The organism is Aeromonas sp. R6-2, assembly GCF_040908155.1.
Classification (GTDB): domain Bacteria; phylum Pseudomonadota; class Gammaproteobacteria; order Enterobacterales; family Aeromonadaceae; genus Aeromonas; species Aeromonas schubertii.
Map to the genome: position 1 here is coordinate 18,050 of NZ_JBFODE010000038.1, position 18,585 is coordinate 36,634.

15 protein-coding genes are annotated in these 18,585 nt (G+C 64.7%); 6 read left to right on the forward strand and 9 right to left on the reverse strand.

The window, feature by feature from the left end; all coding sequences use genetic code 11:
* Positions 1-16 precede the first annotated feature (16 nt).
* Complete coding sequence (locus AB5Y48_RS09875) at positions 17-1,480, forward strand: AMP-binding protein (RefSeq protein ID WP_368164304.1); 1,464 nt, start codon at positions 17-19, stop codon at positions 1,478-1,480.
* Between the two features lie 45 nt (positions 1,481-1,525).
* Here AB5Y48_RS09875 and AB5Y48_RS09880 read toward each other — a convergent pair whose 3' ends face one another.
* Positions 1,526-2,461, reverse strand: coding sequence for an ABC transporter substrate-binding protein (locus AB5Y48_RS09880; RefSeq protein WP_224160693.1), 936 nt, complete (start codon positions 2,459-2,461; stop codon positions 1,526-1,528).
* 150 nt (positions 2,462-2,611) lie between these two features.
* On the opposite strand from AB5Y48_RS09880, the gene AB5Y48_RS09885 reads away from it, so the two are divergent.
* Positions 2,612-3,328, forward strand: a complete 717-nt coding sequence (locus AB5Y48_RS09885; RefSeq protein WP_317986309.1) for a 4'-phosphopantetheinyl transferase superfamily protein — start codon at positions 2,612-2,614, stop codon at positions 3,326-3,328.
* Positions 3,329-3,354: 26 nt separating this feature from the next.
* On the opposite strand, the gene AB5Y48_RS09890 is transcribed toward AB5Y48_RS09885, so the two are convergent.
* Genes AB5Y48_RS09890 through AB5Y48_RS09910 form a run of 5 tightly spaced genes read right to left on the reverse strand, consistent with a single transcriptional unit; the run spans position 3,355 to position 9,560 of the window.
* Positions 3,355-4,155, reverse strand: coding sequence for an ABC transporter ATP-binding protein (locus AB5Y48_RS09890; protein ID WP_224160692.1), 801 nt, complete (start codon positions 4,153-4,155; stop codon positions 3,355-3,357).
* Positions 4,155-5,198, reverse strand: a complete 1,044-nt coding sequence (locus AB5Y48_RS09895; RefSeq protein ID WP_224160691.1) for an iron chelate uptake ABC transporter family permease subunit — start codon at positions 5,196-5,198, stop codon at positions 4,155-4,157. Before AB5Y48_RS09895 ends, AB5Y48_RS09890 begins: the two co-directional genes overlap by 1 nt.
* A gap of 10 nt (positions 5,199-5,208) precedes the next feature.
* Positions 5,209-6,225, reverse strand: a complete 1,017-nt coding sequence (locus AB5Y48_RS09900; protein ID WP_224163389.1) for an iron ABC transporter permease — start codon at positions 6,223-6,225, stop codon at positions 5,209-5,211.
* A 60-nt stretch (positions 6,226-6,285) separates the two neighbouring features.
* A complete protein-coding gene (locus AB5Y48_RS09905; protein WP_368164305.1) occupies positions 6,286-8,253 on the reverse strand; it encodes a siderophore amonabactin TonB-dependent receptor in 1,968 nt (655 codons plus the stop codon).
* A gap of 41 nt (positions 8,254-8,294) precedes the next feature.
* A complete protein-coding gene (locus AB5Y48_RS09910; protein ID WP_317986307.1) occupies positions 8,295-9,560 on the reverse strand; it encodes an MFS transporter in 1,266 nt (421 codons plus the stop codon).
* A 175-nt stretch (positions 9,561-9,735) separates the two neighbouring features.
* Here AB5Y48_RS09910 and nfo point away from each other — a divergent pair, with 175 nt between their 5' ends.
* Entirely contained in the window at positions 9,736-10,578 is an 843-nt protein-coding gene (gene nfo / locus AB5Y48_RS09915) for a deoxyribonuclease IV (protein WP_136613261.1), read from the forward strand.
* Between the two features lie 62 nt (positions 10,579-10,640).
* Here nfo and mfd read toward each other — a convergent pair whose 3' ends face one another.
* Positions 10,641-14,084, reverse strand: coding sequence for a transcription-repair coupling factor (gene mfd, locus AB5Y48_RS09920; protein ID WP_224160687.1), 3,444 nt, complete (start codon positions 14,082-14,084; stop codon positions 10,641-10,643).
* A gap of 9 nt (positions 14,085-14,093) precedes the next feature.
* Positions 14,094-14,675 (reverse strand): PilZ domain-containing protein, encoded by a 582-nt coding sequence (locus AB5Y48_RS09925; protein ID WP_224160686.1) that lies wholly within the window; start codon positions 14,673-14,675, stop codon positions 14,094-14,096.
* A gap of 75 nt (positions 14,676-14,750) precedes the next feature.
* Here AB5Y48_RS09925 and AB5Y48_RS09930 point away from each other — a divergent pair, with 75 nt between their 5' ends.
* Genes AB5Y48_RS09930 through lolE form a run of 3 tightly spaced genes read left to right on the forward strand, consistent with a single transcriptional unit; the run spans position 14,751 to position 17,927 of the window.
* Positions 14,751-15,986 carry a lipoprotein-releasing ABC transporter permease subunit gene (locus AB5Y48_RS09930; protein ID WP_136613264.1) on the forward strand — a complete coding sequence of 412 codons (1,236 nt, stop codon included), beginning with the start codon at positions 14,751-14,753 and terminating at the stop codon, positions 15,984-15,986.
* A gap of 16 nt (positions 15,987-16,002) precedes the next feature.
* Positions 16,003-16,692 (forward strand): lipoprotein-releasing ABC transporter ATP-binding protein LolD, encoded by a 690-nt coding sequence (gene lolD / locus AB5Y48_RS09935; RefSeq protein WP_136613265.1) that lies wholly within the window; start codon positions 16,003-16,005, stop codon positions 16,690-16,692.
* Positions 16,692-17,927, forward strand: coding sequence for a lipoprotein-releasing ABC transporter permease subunit LolE (gene lolE, locus AB5Y48_RS09940; RefSeq protein WP_224160685.1), 1,236 nt, complete (start codon positions 16,692-16,694; stop codon positions 17,925-17,927). Before lolD ends, lolE begins: the two co-directional genes overlap by 1 nt.
* A gap of 56 nt (positions 17,928-17,983) precedes the next feature.
* On the opposite strand, the gene yfbR is transcribed toward lolE, so the two are convergent.
* Positions 17,984-18,574, reverse strand: coding sequence for a 5'-deoxynucleotidase (gene yfbR, locus AB5Y48_RS09945; RefSeq protein WP_060586874.1), 591 nt, complete (start codon positions 18,572-18,574; stop codon positions 17,984-17,986).
* Positions 18,575-18,585: the final 11 nt, after the last annotated feature.

The window sequence follows — 18,585 nt, forward strand, 5'->3', positions numbered from 1 at the left end:
CGGCAGAGGTGATGGCATGAGCGCCGTGAGCGGGGCCCAGGCCTCTGCCGATCTGGCCGGCAGCCTGCGGGCTCGCCTCGCGGCAAACCCCGACGCCCCGGCCATCACCATGGGAGGGCAAACCCTGAGCTATGGGGCGCTCATTGAGCGGGTCGGCCAGATAGCGGGGCTGCTCGAGGGGCTGGCGGTCGGTGAGCGGGTGGGCCTCTATCTCACCCGCTCACCGGATCTGGTGGCAAGCCTTCTTGCCTGTTTGCGCCTGGGGCTGACCTTTGTGCCTCTGGATCCCGCCTTCCCGGCGGCGCGTCTCGAGACGATTGCCCGGCGGGCCCGTCTCTCGGCCCTCTTGTGCGACGGCGAGGGGGGGCCGGATGTGGGCATCCCCAGGCTGGCGCTGAGTGGCGCCGGCTTGGGCAGTGCGGATCACTGGCCCCGGGTCGACGACGGGGTGGCGGCCTACATGATGTTCACCTCGGGCTCCACCGGCGAGCCCAAGGGGGTGGTGATAAGCCGCCGCGCCCTGCACCGTTTCCTGAGTGCGATTGCCGAGCGCCTCGGTCTCACCCCTGAGTGTCACTGGCTCTTTATCACCACATCGGCCTTTGATATCTCCCTGCTCGAGATGCTGGGCCCCCTCTGGGGCGGGGGGCGACTGACGGTGGCCAGCGGCGAGGAGCACAAGGATCCCACGAAGATCCTGGCCCTGCTCGAGGGGGACGCCAGTCTCAACTGGCTGCAGGCGACCCCCGCCAGTTGGCGCATGTTGCTCAAGGCGGGTTGGCAAGGCACAGAGAACCTCACCGCCCTGTGCGGAGGGGAGGCTCTGGACCCCGGGCTTGCCGCCGAGCTGTGCCGGCGCACCCGGCGCCTGTGGCACTGCTACGGTCCGACCGAGGCCACCGTCTGGTCGATGGTCGGTGAGGTGACGAGCGCCGCGGGAGAGGTGACCCTGACCAATAGCCTGTCCGGCTATCGCCACTGGGTCATCGACGAAAGCGGGACGGCCATCGAGCGGGGGGAGGGGGAGCTCTGTATCGAGAGCGAGGCCCTCTTCGACGGCTACTGGGAGCGGCCCGACCTTGGGGAGGCGGCCCAGCTGACCCACGCCGGCCGTCGCCTCTATCGCACCGGGGACCGGGTCCGCCGGCTGGGGGCGGATCGTTTTCTCTATCTCGGACGCCGTGACGATCAGGTCAAGTTGCGCGGCTTTCGTATCGAGCTGGGAGAGGTAGAGGCGGCCCTGCGGCGCCAGAGCGGGGTGCAGGAGGCGGCGGTGCGTCTCTGGGGGGAGGGGGACGAGGCCATGTTGGTGGGGTATGTGGAGGCCAAAGCCGGTGTCTCGTTGAGCCGCCCCGCCTTGCGCCGGGGGCTGCAGGCCATCTTGCCCTACTACATGGTGCCGGCCCGCCTCATGCTGCTGCCTACCCTGCCCAAGGGCGGCAGCGGCAAGATAGACAGAAAGGCCCTGCCCCTTCCTTAAAACAAAAAAGCCCGCGACAGCGGGCTTTCTCTTTTGGGGGCGGGCTCAGCGGGTGAGGGGGGCTGCATTGGGTTTGGTCAGCAGTCGCTCCACGTCTTCTATCACCCGCAGGGCTGCCTGAGGGCCACCGACCGAGGTCCACAGGGAGCCATCGACCGCCGCGAAGCGCTTGCCGCGGATGGCGGTCAGCTGCTGGAAGGCGGGGGTCTGCTCGGCCTGACGCATGGCATCGACCGCATCGCCACTGGTGCTCAGGGTGCCGATCACCAGCCAGTCACCGTCGAGCAGGTTGAGGGACTCGAGGCTCAGGGCCGCAGAGTGAGGCGTCCTGTCACCTATCTGGTGGGGAGGACGGGTCAGCCCCATCTCGGTGACCACGCTGCTGGCAAAGGTCGAGCCGTGCATATAGCTCGGCCCCTTGGGATTCCAGCGCACTATGCTCAGGCGCTCACCCTGGTGGGCGGCGAGGCGGGTATGGGACTCCTGGAGGCGCTCGGCATAGCGTTTGAGGAAGGCTTCAGCCTCGGCCTCGCGGCCCAGGGCCCTGGCGCTGCGCTCGAACACCGTTTTCCAGGGCTCGCCCCACTTGCCGGTGACCACGGTCGGGGCGATCTCGTTGAGCAGCTGCAGCAGCTCTGGCTTGGTCTGGCCGGTCAGGATCAGATCCGGCTCCAGATCGATGAGGCGCTCCAGATTGGGGTTATCCAGATCCCCGACGATGGCGATCCCCGAGCCCGCTTTGGGGAGCAGATAGCGGGGCAAGGTGTTCTGTCCGCGTCCGTTGCTGGTGCCGACCGGCTGCACGCCCAGGGTGAGCGCCGTGTCGAGATCGATCTCGCTCAGGACCACCACCCGGGTCGGGTGAGCGGGCACGCTCAGGGTGGTGCCATCGGCATCGGTAACCTGGCGGCTGTCGGTTGCCTGGGTCGGCAGGGCACACAGGAGCATCACCAGGGCTGCCAGAGGGGGGGGAAACTTCATCGCTATGTCCTTATGGTGGCAAAACAGGGGTCAAACGGGCGGCTCACTATAGCATAAACGCAAATGGTAATGGTTTGTATTTATGGTGACGCTTGTACCAGGCTGTTACACTCCTCTCCCCAGACTCAGGAGCCCCGGGAGCAGGAGAGAGTGACAGTGCAGAGGCAGGCGGTGAGTGGCTTTATCGGTGAGCGAGACCGGGTGTTGCTGGCCCCCGGGGTGTGGGGCCACAGGGTCTGCTTCGATCCCTCACGCTTTACCCAGTCGGTCTGGGACCAGGTCGGAATGACGTCGCCCGAGGCACTGCGTCGGGCCACCCCCAAGCGGCAGGGGGAGTATCTGGCGGGCCGGCTCGCGGCGCATCAGGCCCTGCTCGAGCAGGGGATGGCGGGCCATGAGGTAGGGATCGGTGCGGATCGTGCCCCCGTCTGGCCTGTTGGGTTTGAGGGGAGCATCAGCCACACCGTGCTCGGCTCGGTCGGCGTGGCCCTGTGCGCGGTACGCCCGGGTGCGGCCGGCATTGGCCTCGACATGGAGGCCTGGCTCGATGAGGGAGAGGCCGCGCGCCTGTGGCCTGTCATTGCCGATGAGGGCGAGTGGGGGCGCCTGGCGCGCTCATCCCTGGGGGAGGCCCGCGCTCTGACCCTGCTCTTCTCGGCCAAGGAGAGCCTCTTCAAGGCCCTCTACCCCAGGGTGGGGCGCTACTTCGACTTTCTCGATGCCAGCTGCCTTTGCCTGAGGGAGGGGGAGATCACCCTCGCTCTGAATACCCCCCTCAGCGGCAGCCTGCCCGCCGGTTGGCATTGCACCCTGCGCTGGCGCCCCCTGGAGGGGGGCGTGCTCACCTGGTTGCTGCTCCAGGAATAAGAAACCGCCATCACGGCGGTGTCTTATTACCCGGCCTGACGCCGGGGGGATGCATCCCGGCGGCGCGGCACTATGACGGGGGCGCCGTCTCCCGGGGCATGCAGTATATCCACATCGGTTTGGTAGAGGCGGTCGACAAGGCCCTTGGTGATCACCTCACGGGCGGGGCCCATGGCCTGAATCGTGCCGTCCCCCAGGGCAATCAACTCGTCGCAGTAGCGGGCGGCGGTGGCCAGATCGTGGATGACGATGAGCACCGTCTTGCCCTCGGCGGTGATCCGGGCGATCGCCTCCATCACCTCGGTCTGGTGACCTATATCCAGGGCGCTGGTGGGCTCGTCGAGCAAGATGAGATCTGCATTCTGCGCCAGCACCATGGCGAGCCATACCCGTTGGGCCTGGCCGCCGGAGAGGGAGGCGACGCTCTGGCGCAAGATGGGCGCCAGCTGCATCTGATTGCAGGCCCAGCGTACCCTGCACGCATCCTCCTCGCTCCATTGATTGAACCACCCCTGGTGGGGGTGGCGACCATATTGCACCAGCTGCTCCACCTCGATACCGGCGGGCACCAGGGGGCGTTGGGGCAGGTAGGCGAGCTCCCTGGCCAGCGCCTTGTGGCCGTAGTGGGCCAGGGGTTTTCCCTTGAGGGTTACCTCTCCGGCATCGGGGCGGATCTGCCCGGCCAGTAGTTTGAGCAGGGTGGATTTCCCTCCTCCGTTGGGGCCGACCACCCCCACCAGCTTGCCCCGGGGCAGGGTGAAGGAGAGATCGCGGAACAGGGGTGTCTGCCCATAACCAAAGTGAAGGTGAGTCGCGGAGAGGGTCATCAGTCGGCCCCTTGTCGGTCTTTAAGCAAGGTGATCAGCAGCAGCAGGCCGCCGAGAATACGGGTCATGATGCCGGTGGCGACCTCATGGGGGTCGGCCAGCACCCGCACCAGGGTGTCGCTGGCGAGCAGCAGCAGGGCGCCACACAGGGCGGCAATCCAGAGGGGAACCACGCGATCGCGGGTCAGCCAGGAGGCGAGGATGGGCGCCGCCATGGCGATAAAGACCACAGGCCCCCCGATGGCGGTGCCGAGCGCCGCCACCATGATGGCTTGCACCAGCACGGCCAGCTGGACCCGGTTTACCCGCACCCCCAGGCTCTGGGCCGTGACGGGGCCGAGGCGCAGCACCGCCAGATCCCGGGAGAGGGCAAGGATCCAGGGGCAGAAGATGAGGATCAGCAGGGCCACCGGCACCACTGTGCTATAGCCCTGTCCCACGAAGCTCCCCATGTTCCACAGATAGAGGCTGGTGAGGTGCACCAGGGGCTGGGTGGACATGATAAATTCGCCCAGGGCGTTCATCAGCTCGGAGACACCGATGCCGATCACCACAAACAGATAAGCCTGCTCCCCCGGCTTGTTGCACAGGGCATAGAGCACCAGGGCGGCAAACAGGGCACCGAGGGGGGCGGCCCACCAGGGCCAGCTGCCCAGGGTGAGGTAGAGAGAGAAGATGATGATGGCCAGCGACGCTCCCTCGTTGACCCCTATCATGTCCGGGGTGGCGAGACGGTTGCGCACCAGGGTCTGCACCAGGCAGCCGGAGAGCCCCATCGCCATGCCTGCCACCAGCACCGCCAGGATGCGGGGCAGGCGGATCTTGAAGACGGTGATCTCATCGAGGCGGCTACCCTGACCCAGCAGGGTCTGAACGACCCCTCCCATGGTGAGTCGCCCCGAGCCCAGGCTCAGTGCCAGGGCGCAGAGCAGGACGAGCAGCAGCAAGAGGCCGAGGGTGACAAGCCAGGCGCGGCGGTTGAGCAGGAGTGAGCCGGTGCCAAGGCGCAGCCGCAGGGTGCCGGCAGGGGAAACGGTGTGCATGAGTGCGCCCTTATTTCACTGTCATCATGGAGCGAAAGCCGCCGCTGCGCACCACCAGGATGAGCACGGGGGCGCCGATAAGGGCCAGGATCACCCCACTCGGCAGCTCGAAGGGTTGAACAAGCCAGCGCGCCAGAATGTCGGCCGAGAGCAGAAACAGCACGCCGAACAGGGCCGAGAAGCGGATCTGCAGCGCCAGGTGCACCGGCGCCACCCGGCGTGCACAGTAGGCGGCCAGAAAACCGATAAAGCCGATGGGTCCGGCGATGGCGATGGCGCAGGCGGTGAAGAGGGTGGTGGCCAGCAGCACCCCAAGGCGTACCCGGGTTGGCCGTATGCCCAGTGCCTGGGCCTGGCCATCCCCCATCTGCATCAGGGTGAGGGGCCGGCACAATAGCAGGGTCAGCAGCAAGGCGGCGAGAGCGAAGGGGGCGACGGTGAGCACCCCCTCCAGGGTCGAGGCGCTGAGCGAGCCCAGATTCCAGAAGCGAAACTGCTCCAGCACGACCTTGCTGGAGAGCAGCAGATAGTTGGAGAGGCCGCCGAAGGTGGCCGAGAGGGCCACCCCGACCAGAATAAGCTTGAGGGGGTGGGCGCGACCCACCATGAGGCCCAGACCCAGCACAATCAGGTTGCCCGCGAGGGCCCCCATGCCGGACCAGAGCAGGTAGCCATAGGCTGATTCGACCCCAAACCAGGTGAGGCCGATGACCAGCGCGAGAACGGCACCGGCATTGACCCCGAGCAGGCCGGGCTCGGCCAGGGGGTTGCGGGTGGCGCTTTGTAGCAAAGAGGCGGCCAGCGCGAGGCACAGCCCCACCACCAGGGCGCTGAGGGTCCGCGGCAGGCGCAGGGTGTCGATGATCATGGCCAGCTTCTCGTCGGCCACGAAGAGAGGGTCTCCCAGCAGATAGCCGGCGACCTCACGGGGACCATAGAGGCCGGCACCGGTGGCCAGGGAGAGGCCACAGAGCAGCAGAGCGAGCGCCAGTCCCAGCCAGAGCAGGCGAGCGTGATGGCTAAGCACCCGAAGACTCCTTCATTTGTCGATAGCAAGAGAGGGGCCCGGTTGCCCGGGCCCTCGGGGTTACAGCTTGTAGTCGATGCCGGCGTAGACGGTACGGCCTTCCAGGATGAAGTCCGCATCGGTGGCCACCTGATCCCGCTTGGTGTTGGTCAGGTTGGTGATGCCGAGTTTGAAGTCCAGCGCCTTGGTGACCTTCCAGTTGGTGTTGACGTCTACCGTCTGATAGCTGTCGGACTTGAAGGACTGGGCGTTGCGCATGGGCACCTTGATGTACTGGCTACCCACGTACTGCCAGGCCAGCTGGGTGCTGACCACATCGCTCACCTGCCACGCCAGGATGAGGTTGCCTGTGTAGTCCGGAGTCTTGATGAGATCCTGACCCGTGCTGCGATCCTCGGAGTCGAGCAGGGTCCAGTTGGTGCTGACCTTGACACTCTCGACGGGATCAAACCAGCCGTTGAGCTCCAGGCCCTTGATGCGGGCCTTCTTCACGTTGAGGTAGGTCATCACGGAGGGGCGGTAGCCCGGGCCCCACTGATCGCTCTGGATCAGATCCTCGATCTCGTTGTGGAAGGCGGTGACACCGGCACCGAAGCGATCCGCCTCATAGGCGGTCCCCAGTTCATAGCTGACGGCCGTCTCGGGCTTGAGGTTGGGGTTGCCCACCACCTTGCAGGCGCCACGACAGGCGGTGGTGGCAAAGCCTTCGCTGGACTGGGCCAGGGTCGGTGCCTTGAACGCCTTGCCGGCGCCCCCCTTGATCACCCACTGATCGTTCAGGCTGTAGAGGGCATAGGCTCGGGGGCTGAACTCGGTGCCATAGGTGTCGTGATGGTCGAGGCGACCGCTCAGGGTCAGGGCCAGATCGCCCAGGGCGAACTCATCTTGCAGATAGACGGCGCTCTGGCTGGCATCGACGCTGCCGCTGGTGATATTACGGCTATGCTCGAGCTCGGTCTTGCGCAGTTCGGCACCACCGGTGAGCAGGTGATCACCCAGATAGCCACTCAGTTGGCCGTCGACCGTGTTGTTGCTCTGGGTAATGTCGGCGGCACCCCCGTTGAGCTGGGAGTCGTCCATCAGATCGGTCTGCTCGAAGTAGTAGCGCAGGCGGCTGTCCATATGCTCCCAGCGACCCGTGTGGGAGAGGCCCAGGCTCAGGCGATCGAGCTTTTGAACGTTGTGGGGAGTGGCCGGCGCCGTCGGGGCCCGCGGCACGTTGTTGAAGTAGCTGTCCATGTCGTTCTTGTTGTAACCAAGATCCAGGTCGATGTCCTGGTTGGGGGTCACCAGCCACTTCAGGTTGGAGAGCAGGTTGACCACCTCGCGCTTCTCCAGGGCATCCGCATCCGGGTTATTGGATTGATCGCTGTGCCAGCGATCCCGCTGGTACCCTTCCACCACCAGGTTGCCGAGCAGTTTGTCCTCGATGAGGGCACCGGATACATAGGCACTACCGCGATTGCCGTTGCCGCCATCCCCCTTGGTCGGCATGGTGTGGGTGTAACCGAGGGCGGCTTCGGGCGTCTCTTTGGCCTGACGCAGGATGACGTTGACCACGCCACCCAGGGCATCGGCACCATAGAGGGAGGAGACGGGGCCACGAATCACCTCGATACGTTCGATGGCGGCCATGGGGATGGAGCTCAAATCGAAGTCGTTACCATAGGCGCTGCCCAGCGTCTCGCGGGCATTGACCCGTTTGCCGTTGACCAGCAGCAGGGTGTAGTCGCCTCCCATGCCGCGGATCTTGATCTCGTTGCGGCCGGTGGGGTTGGTCGCGACCACGTTCACCCCGGTCACGTGCTTGAGGGCATCCCCTATATTGTTGGCATTCATCTGATCCAGATCGGCGCGGGTGATCACAGAGACGCTGGCCGGAGCGGAGAGCTCGGTGTGTTTGGTCTGGGTCGCGGTGATGACCATGGTTTCATCGCTGTTTTGCTGCGCCGCCATGGCGGGCAGGGAGGCGAGTCCAAAGGCGATAAGGATCGGATTGAGACGGAAAACGGCTGGCTGCATTGTCAAAAACTCCATGAACAAAAGGGGTGGCCGAGTCGGCCAATGGCTCACTGACTTCCTTGTCTGGCACGGCCAGACTCGGGTTTGTTGTTATCTTGGGTGGGTGTCAGCCCCCGAATGAGGAGCCAGACACCGCCGCAGGCCATGAGGCCGCAGGCAATATTGATCCAGGCCAGCTCGGCAAAGCCCTGCAGGGCCCCCTCTGGTTGCGACACCAGATAGCGGGCCGAGAGCAGGCTGCCCAGAGCGGCCGCCACATTGGTGACCGTCCCCTGCAGGGAGAGGAAGGCGGCGCGCTGATGGGGGGCCGGAATGGCCGCCGTGATGGCCAGGGTGGTGCTCGAGCGTGCCGAGCTCAGCGCCATGAAGAGGGTAAAGAGCAGGATCACCGGCACGCCTACCGGCGCGGCAAATCCAGCCCAGGTCAGGGTGAGCAGCAGCAGGCTGGTGACAAGGCTGGTGGCCAGGGCCTGGCCTTTGTCTATCCAGCGGCCGCACAGGCGCATGGTGGCCATGCTGGCCAGCCCGCCGCACAGATAGAGGGTCGGGATCCCGGTGCGGGGGAAGGCAAGATTGAACTGGAAATAGGCGGCAAAGTGGGGGATCAGCAGGAAGTGACCAAACATCTGCAGGCTCAGCACCAGCAATGCTCCCTGACAGAGGGGGGAGCCAAGCAGCTCGCCGACCCGGTTGCCAGCCACCCGCTGGACCGGCAGGGAGGGAAAGCAGAGGGCCGCGAGCAGGGCGAGCAGGAGGCCGCAGCCCCCCAGCAGCAGGAACGGGCTCTGCCAGCCCCACCACTGGGCCAGGGTCAGGGCCACGGGCACGATCAAGATTGCGGCCAGGGAGAAGGCCATGGCCACATAGGCCAGGCGGCGACCCCGTTCGGCGGGGGGGACCAAGTCCAGCACGGCGGCCATCACCACGGCACCGAGGGGGCCGGCGACGCAGCCGGAGAGAACAAAGAGAGGCAGCAGCCAGTCACGGCTCGAGGTCAGTGCGCAGGCCATCAGCAGGGTGAAGCGCAGGCTCAGTAGCAGCAGCAGGGCGCTGCGCCGGTTGAAGCGATCCAGCCAGGGCGCGGCCACGAGCCCTGTCAGGGCGGCCCCCAGGGTGGCGCCACCACTGAAGTAACCGGTCTGCTCAGCCGGCATTCCCAGCGCCGTGGCCAGGTCTGGCCCAAGCGGCATCACCATCATCATGCTACCCATGGATAACATATTGATTAATAAAGCGAGGTGAATGGGAGCCGCCGGGTTGACGCGGGTATGGGCTGGGATCACAAGAGTCTTCTCGAAGCAAAGAGCCGGCATTGTAGCCGAGCCTTTTTTTCATGACAACAAATGATAATTGTTTTCATTGTTGTTTGTGTTGCTTTGTTTTTCCCCAAATGGGACATCATCGAGCGGATCGTTTGGCCCTATCGCCTGGGGGCGGTTGGTGTGTGAACGGGGGGAGGGCATAATGGCGGCGCAATAAGGAGAGACCATGAAATATATCGGAGCCCACGTCAGCGCCGCCGGTGGCGTGGAGAACACCATAGCCCGCGCCGAGGCCATCGGCGCCAACGCCTTCGCCCTCTTTACCAAGAATCAGCGTCAGTGGCAGGCCGCGCCACTCACGGCCAAGTCTATCGATGCCTTCCAGCGCGGCATGGAGCGGGCCGGCTTCCTGCCCGAGCAGGTGCTGCCCCACGACAGCTACCTCATCAATCTGGGCCACCCCGAGCCCGAGGGACTGGCCAAGTCCCGGGATGCCTTTTTGGACGAGATGCGCCGCTGTGAGCAGCTGGGGCTCTGTTACCTCAACTTCCACCCCGGCAGCCACCTCGGCAAGATCCCCGAGGCGGTCAGCCTCAAGCTGGTGAGCGAGTCCATCAACTGGACCCTGGAGCAGACCCAGGGGGTCACGGCCGTGATCGAGAACACGGCGGGCCAGGGAACCAACCTCGGCTGGTCGTTCGAGCAGTTGGCGGCCATCATCGAGGGTGTGGAGGACAAGTCGCGGGTCGGCATCTGCTTTGACACCTGCCACGCCTTTGCCGCCGGTTATGATCTGCGCACTCCCGAGGGGTGCGAGCGGGTATTTGGCGACTTCGAGCGCATGGTGGGCTTTGGCTACCTCAAAGGGATGCACATCAACGGCGCCAAGTGCACCTTCGGCAGCCGGGTCGATCGCCACCACAGCCTGCGCGAGGGGAACCTTGGTGAGGCGGTGTTCCACTATGTGATGAAGGATGCCCGTTTCGATCGCATTCCCCTCATCCTCGAGACCATCGACGAGACCATCTGGGGCGAAGAGATCGCCTGGCTGCGTAGCCTGGCCGCTTGAGGGCGGAGCCACCAGGCCATAGCAAGAGGGCAGCCATCCGGCTGCCCTCTTTTGTTATCGACTCACGCCATCTTGTGGCGGGAGAGTTCGGCGAGCAGATCGCCGACCACCCTCAGGCGGCTCTCGCGATCGCCGGTCACCACGTTAAAGCGCAGTCGGCTCGGCCCCTCCATCTTGTAGATGCGTGGCTGCTCGGTGAGCAGGCGCACCAGGAAGGTGGGGTCGACCGTGGTCTTCTCGGAAAAGTCCAGATAGCCGCCGCGCTCGCTCATCTCCAGGCGCTTGATCCCGAGGCGGGTTGCCCCAAGGCGCAGGGCCGCGATCTCGAGCAGGGTCTTGGTCGCCTCGGGCAGCAGGCCGAAGCGATCGATCAGCTCGACTTTCAGCTCATCGAGCTCCTCTTGCGAGGTACAGCTGGCGATCCGCTTGTAGGTGGACAGACGCATGTTAACGTCCGGCAGGTAGTCGTCGGGCAACAGGGCCGGCAGGCGCAGCTCCACCTCGGTGTGATCCGAGAGCAGGGTGTCGAGGGAGGGCTCCTTGCCACTCTTGAGCGCCTCCACCGCCTGCTCCAGCATCTCCATGTAGAGGGTGAAGCCCACCGACTCGATCTGGCCGCTCTGATCGTCGCCGAGTAGCTCACCGGCGCCCCGGATCTCCAGATCGTGGGTGGCCAGGGCGAAGCCGGCACCGAGATCTTCGAGCGACGCGATGGCCTCGAGCCGCTTGGCGGCATCCTTGGTCATCAGCTTGGGATGAGGGGTGAGCAGATAGGCATAGGCCTGGTGGTGGGAGCGCCCGACCCGACCGCGCAGCTGGTGCAACTGGGCCAACCCCAGATGATCGGCCCGGTCCATGATGATGGTGTTGGCGCTCGGCACGTCGATGCCGGTCTCTATGATGGTGGTGCACACCAGCAGGTTGAAACGCTGGTGGTAGAAATCCGACATGATCCGCTCGAGCTCACGCTCGCGCATCTGGCCGTGGGCCACCGAGATACGGGCCTCGGGGATCAGCTCGGCCAGATCGCCGGCGCACTTGTCGATGCTCTCCACGTCGTTGTGCAGGTAGTAGACCTGACCGCCACGCTTCAATTCACGCAGCACCGCCTCGCGCACCACGGCCGGGTCGTGCTGGCGCACGAAGGTCTTGATGGCCAGTCGCTTGGCGGGTGGTGTGGCGATGATGGAGAGATCGCGCATCCCCGACATGGCCATGTTGAGGGTGCGCGGGATCGGGGTGGCGGTCAGGGTCAAGATGTCCACATCGGCCCGCAGGGCCTTGATCTTCTCCTTCTGGCGCACCCCGAACCTGTGCTCCTCATCGACGATGAGCAGGCCCAGATCCTTGAAGGTGAGATCGGATCCCAAGAGCTTGTGGGTGCCGATGATGATGTCGACCTTGCCCTCGTTGAGATCGGCCAGCACGGCGCTCTGCTCCCTGGCGGAGCGAAAGCGGCTCAATACCTCGACCCGCACCGGCCAGTTGGCGAAGCGGTCGCGGAAGTTGTCATAGTGCTGCTGGGCGAGCAAGGTGGTGGGCACCAGCACCGCCACCTGCTTGCCCCCGTGCACGGCCACAAAGGCCGCGCGCATGGCCACCTCTGTCTTGCCAAAACCCACGTCGCCACACACCAGACGGTCCATGCTCTTGCCCTGGCACATGTCGCCGAGCACGGCGTTAATGGCATTGAGCTGATCCTCGGTCTCCTCAAACGGGAAGCCGGCCGCAAACTGGCGGTAGGCATCCTTGTCGTGGCGGAAGGCAAAGCCGCTGCGTGCCGCCCGGTGGGCGTAGATGTCGAGCAGCTCGGCCGCCACATCGCGCACCTTTTCGGCGGCCTTGCGTTTGGCGCGAGCCCAGGTCTCACCGCCGAGCTTGTGACAGGGGGGATTGTCCGAGCCCGTGTAGCGGCTGATGAGATGGAGGCTGGTGACCGGCACGAAGAGTTTGTCGCCACCGGCATACTCCAGGGTCAGGAATTCGGTGGGCAGGCCGCCGGCGGTGAGGGTCTCGAGTCCCAGATAACGACCGATACCGTGATCCAGATGCACCACGCTCTGACCCTGAGTCAGCTCGCCGAGGTTACGGATCACCGCATCCGAGCTCAGTTGCTTGGCGCGCTCTCGCTTGCGCTGGCTGCGCACCCGACCACCGAGCAGCTCGCTCTCGGTGATGATGGCAAGCTCTCCCCCCGGCAGGATCAGACCCCCCTCGAGGGGGCAGACCAGGATGGCGAGGGGATCGCTACCGGCAAAGAAGTGATCCAGCGTGGGCACGGTGGCGGGTCTGAGATCGATACGGGCCAACAGATCCTTTAACGCCTCGCGCCGTCCTTCACTGGGCACCGTAAACAGGACGCGACCGGCAAAGCCTTGCAAAAAGTGCTGCAGGGCGGCCAGGGGTTGCTCCTGGCTGTGATCCAGGGTGAGTTCGGGCAGGCGGGTCAGTCCCAGATCGTGGGGGGTATCGCTCCCCTCCTGCAGCGCCACCCAGCCATACTGGCCCAGGCTGGCAAAGAGCTGCTCAACCGGCAGATAGAGGGCCATGGGGGGGAGCAGGGGTCGGCTCTGATCCCAACGGCGCTCTTCGTAACGCTGCTGAATATCTCCCCAGAAGCGCCCGGCGGCGGCATAGGTATCACCGACCGTGATGAGCAGACTGTCGGCGGGGAGGTAATCAAACAGGTGCGCCGTCTCGTCGAAAAAGAGCGGCAGATAGTACTCGATACCGGCCGGCCAGCGACCCTTGCTCACCTCCTGATAGATGGCCCCGTCGGCGCGGGAGATCTCGAAATGCTCCCGATAGTGGCCACGAAAACGCTCGATGGCCGCCTCGTCGGTGGGAAACTCCCGGGCCGGCAGCAGATTGACCCGCTCGATGGGCTCCCGTGAGCGCTGGGTCTCGGGGTCGAAGGGGCGGATGGAGTCCACTTCGTCGTCGAAGAAGTCGATGCGATAGGGGCTCTGGCTCCCCATGGGGAAGAGATCGAGCAGGGAGCCGCGGGCGGCAAACTCCCCGTGCTCGAGCACCTGCTCTACCGCCACGTAACCCGCCTCGGCAAGGCGTGAACGCAGCCCCTGCAGGGAGAGGCGCTGCCCCTGTTTGAGCTGCAGGCTGAAGCGGTCCAGATAGCTGCGAGGAGGGCAGCGCAGCATCAGGGTGGTAACCGGGACTATGATGATGCCCCGTGCCATGGTCGGGAGACGATAGAGGGTCTCGAGACGCTGGGAGAGGATGTCCTGGTGGGGCGAGAAGGTGTCGTAGGGCAGCGTTTCCCAGTCCGGGAAGAGCAGCACGGGACAGTCGCTCCCCTCGAGCAGGAAGGCAAGTTCCTGTTCGAGACGCAGGGCGCTCGGGGTATCGGCGGTGACCAGCAGCAGGGGGCGGTCATGCTGGTGGGCCAGCTCACCGATGGTCAGGGCAAGGGCACAACCGGTGAGGTTGCCTATGGTCAGTTTGAGACCGGCCTTGCGGGGCAAGGCCGGTAGAGAGAGTCGAGTCATGGGGCTGGATCAGGTATTGCGATGGCGCTCTGAGGCGCGCTGTTTAAGCTGACGGGACTGGATATGCAGGCTGGCGCGAACCAGCAGCTCCCGATCCTCGTCACGGATACAGGCATAGTCGAGTTCCACATGGTGGCCATGCTCCCCCCTGGTGACCCCCTTGACACGACCATAGCAATAGACGGCCGAGGCCTCCTCGCGCAGGAAGATCTTGAGGCGGACCAGCTGGCCGCTCTTGGGGGGCTCACCGTGGTCCTCGAAGGGGAAGAGATAGTGCAGCTCACCGCCACCCAGGCGCAGGGTGTGGAAGCGATGCTCAGGGTGATCCTGCACCGCCAGCACATAGCCCATGATGAGGTCTATCTTGCGCGACTGCTGGTTGATCACCTCGATAAGATCTTGCAGGTGCTCGCTCCCCTGGGCTCGCATCAGTCGGCTGGTACCCAGATCGATCGCCGAGATCGCCGATGCGATGCGAAACGGCTCCGGCATCTCGGCTTCCAGCTCGGCGATGGAGGGAAGGTGATCCCCCTGAACCGGAATCACATTGACCGGCAGCGAGTGGACGACACTGAAGAACTCTTCGTGCATGGCGGCTATCCCTTGTTGTCATGGACGGTTTCCCATTATTATCCGGTATCTTATTTTCTTGGCAACGGCAGATCCTTGAAGACCGGACTTTTTCAGCCACTTGCGCTGGCCATCGGCCTGCGATACGCAGGGTCACGACGCAGTAACCGTTTCGTCTCCTTCATCTCCCTCTTCTCTACCTTCGGCATCGCCATCGGGGTCGCCGCCCTGATGGTGGTGATTTCGGTCATGAATGGCTTCGAAGGGCAGCTCAAGGGACGCATCCTGGGGGTTATTCCCCAGGTGGTCGTGACCGGTAGCGAGGGGCGTCTGGTGCCCCCGGCGGGATTGGCCGATACCCTGTCGGCCCTGCCTCATGTGCAGGCGGTGGCCCCCATGCTGGCCACCGAGGGAATGCTGCAGAGCCCGGGAGAGCTGACCGGCGTCAGCGTGCAGGGGATCGACCCGAAGCGCTGGCCCGCCGATGATCTGCTCCATCGCCAGATGCAGACCGGCACTCTGGATACCCTGACACCGGGCAGTTATCACATCGTGCTGGGGCAAGGGGTCGCCCGAACCCTGGGAGTGAGCCTGGGTGACCAGGTGCGACTGCTGCTGACCGAGGGGAGCCGCTATACCCCCTTCGGCCGAGTGCCCGCCCAGCGCCTTTTTACCGTCTCCGGTATTTTCGGGGTGGGTGCCGATGTGGATAACCAGATAGCCCTGATCAATTTGAGCGATGCCAAGCGTCTGCTGCGCCTGCCCGCCGAGGAGGTGGGCGGTCTGCGCCTGTGGCTCGACGACGCCTTCGCCGTCGATAGTGTGGTGAGCCAGCCGCTGCCCGATCACCTGATCTGGCAGGACTGGCGCCGGGAGCGAGGCGAGCTGTTCCAGGCGGTGGCCATGGAGAAGCGCATGATGGGACTGATGCTGGTGCTCATCATCGCCGTGGCTACCTTTAATATTCTCTCGGCTCTGGTCATGGTGGTCGGCGATAAAGAGAGCGAGGTCGCCATCCTGCGTACCATGGGGATGACCGAATCGGCCGTGGTGCGCATCTTCATGGTGCTCGGCGCCTCGAGCGGGGTCGTCGGTGCCCTGGCGGGGGGATTGGCCGGACTGGCCCTGACCCTGGGTCTCAACCCTCTGCTCAGCGCCATCGGTCTCAACCTCTATATGGCCGCAGGGGGGGCCGGCTTGCCGGTCATCGTCGACCCCCTGCAGGTGGCGGTGATCCTGCTCGGTGCCGTGCTCCTGAGCTTTAGCGCCACCCTCTATCCTGCCGCCCGTGCCGCTCGTGTGCGTCCGGCCCAGGCCCTTCGTTATGAATAAGTTGGAAGTTGCAAGCATGTCGATGAACAAGCCGTTGCTGGAGTGCCTGGCCATTAACCACGTCTATCGGGAGGGAACGCTTGAGACCCCGGTGCTCAAGGGGATCGATCTCAGCGTGGCACAGGGGGAGATGCTGGCGGTGGTCGGCAGCTCGGGTTCGGGCAAGAGTACCCTGCTGCACCTGCTCGGGGCCCTGGATACCCCTACCTCTGGGAAGGTGCTGTTTCGCGGCCAGGATATCCACGGCTGGAGCAGCGGCGAGCAGGCCCGTTTCCGTAACCGGGAGCTGGGGTTTGTCTACCAGTTCCATCACCTGCTCTCGGAGTTCAGCGCCCTGGAAAACGCCGCCATGCCCCTGCTGATCGGCGGCGCCAGCGTCAAGGAGGCGAGCGACAAGGCGGCGGCCATGCTGGCACGGGTCGGTCTCTCCCATCGACTCCATCACAGGCCCTCCGAACTCTCCGGTGGTGAGCGCCAGCGAGTGGCCATCGCCCGCGCCCTGGTCGGGGAGCCGAGCCTGGTGCTGGCCGACGAGCCGACCGGTAACCTGGATCACGCCAGCGCCACCGCCGTCTACGAGCTCTTGTGCGAGCTTAACCGTGAGCTGGGCACCGCCTTCGTGGTGGTGACCCACGATCTGGGCCTGGCGGCCAAGCTGCATCGCCGGGTCACCCTGGTGAGCGGCGTGATGGCGGAGGTTGCCTGATGTTCAAGCCGCTGCCCCTCTTTCTGGGCCTGCGCTACAGCCGTTCACGCCAGCGTAACGGTTTCATCTCGTTTATCTCGGCCTCGTCGCTTATCGGCATTGCCCTCGGGGTGATGGCGCTCATCCTCGGTCTCTCGGCCATGAACGGTTTCGAGCGTGAGCTCAAGAACCGGGTGCTGACCGTGATCCCCCAGGGGGAACTCGATGCGGTCGAATCGCCCATCGCCGACTGGCCCGGGCTAAGAGAGTATCTGCTGGCCCAGCCCGGGGTGGCGGCGGTGAGCCCCGTCATCCGCATCAACGGCCTGCTCGAGAGCGGTAGCCACCTCAAGGGGGTGCAGCTGCGCGCCATCCTGCCCGAGTATGAGGAGCAGATCTCCGATGCCGACGAGTACATGACCGGCAAGGGGTTCGCCGAGCTTGAGGAGGGGGAGAACGGGGTCATTCTGGGCGCCGCCATCGCCCGCAAGCTGGGCCTCAAGGTGGGCGATACGGTGGGGCTGCTGATGCCCGAGGGTGGTGAGGGGATCAAGCAACCCAGACGCCAGCTGCTCAAGGTGGTGGGGCTGCTCGAAATAGGTGGCCAGCTCGACGGCCTGCTTGGTTTCATGCACCTGGCCGATGCCCAGAGCATCACGGGAATGGGGAGCGCGGTCACGGGCTTTAGCCTCAAGGTGGATGACGTGTTCAAGGCGCAGTCCATCACCGTGGCCGCCGCCAGCAAGTTTCCCCACCACGTCTATATTCGCAGCTGGATGAACAGCCAGGGCTATCTCTATCAGGATATCCAGATGGTGCGTACCGTCATGGTGGTGGTGATGCTGATGGTGGTGGCGGTGGCCTGCTTTAACATCGTCTCGACCCTGGTGATGTCGGTCAATGAGAAGCGCGGGGAGATCGCTATCCTCAAGACCATGGGGGCGAGCGCGGCCCAGATCCGCCAGACCTTCGTCATTCAGGGGATGGTCAACGGTGTGCTCGGTGCCCTGCTCGGCGCCCTGCTCGGCGGAGTGCTCTCCGAGTATCTCACCCCCATCATGGGAGGGCTGGAGCGCCTTATCGGTCATCGCTTCCTCAACCCCGAGATCTACTTCATCGACTTTTTACCCACCGAGCTGCACTGGCTCGATCTGGGGCTGGTCACGGGAGCCGCTATCCTGATGAGTTTTATCGCCACCCTCTACCCGGCGTGGCGGGCCAGCGGCCTGGTGCCGGCCAGGGAGCTGGGGCGCTAAGCGCCACCCCTGGATGCAAAGAGGGAGGCCACTGGCCTCCCTCTTTGCATTGGCGCTCAGTGGGCGTTGAGTTCGTCCAGGGGCAGGGAGAAACTCGGCACGAAGGTGTCGATAAAGTAGCGCATTTCCGGGCTCATGCGCTGATCCAGCATCTCCTCGAGGCGTCGACGGGCCGGCTCAAACTCCCGGTTACCCGCCGCCAGCTCCTCCAGACACTTGGTATAGGCGCACAGGGTGTCTGCATCCTTGACCAGACGAGTGAGCTCGGTATCGAGATGCGCCGAGTCGAGCAGGGGACGATAGGCCTGATGCAGGGCCGGGGGAAGCATGGCCAGCAGGCGTTGCTCGGCGGCGAGCTCAATCTTCTTGTACTCCCGGGCTATCTCGGGGTTGTAGTACTTGACCGGCGTAGGGAGATCGCCGGTCAGTACCTCGGTGGCGTCGTGAAACAGGGCGATGACGGCGGCCCGCTCGGCATCCACCTGACCACCGAACAGGGTGTTGCGTATGGTGCCGAGGGCATGAGCCACCATGGCCACCTGCAGGCTGTGCTCGGCGATATTTTCAGACTGGATGTTGCGCATCAGAGGCCAGCGATAGATGAGCTTCATGCGCGAGAGGTTGGCAAAAAAGTGACTGGGCAGCATGCTTGGTTTCC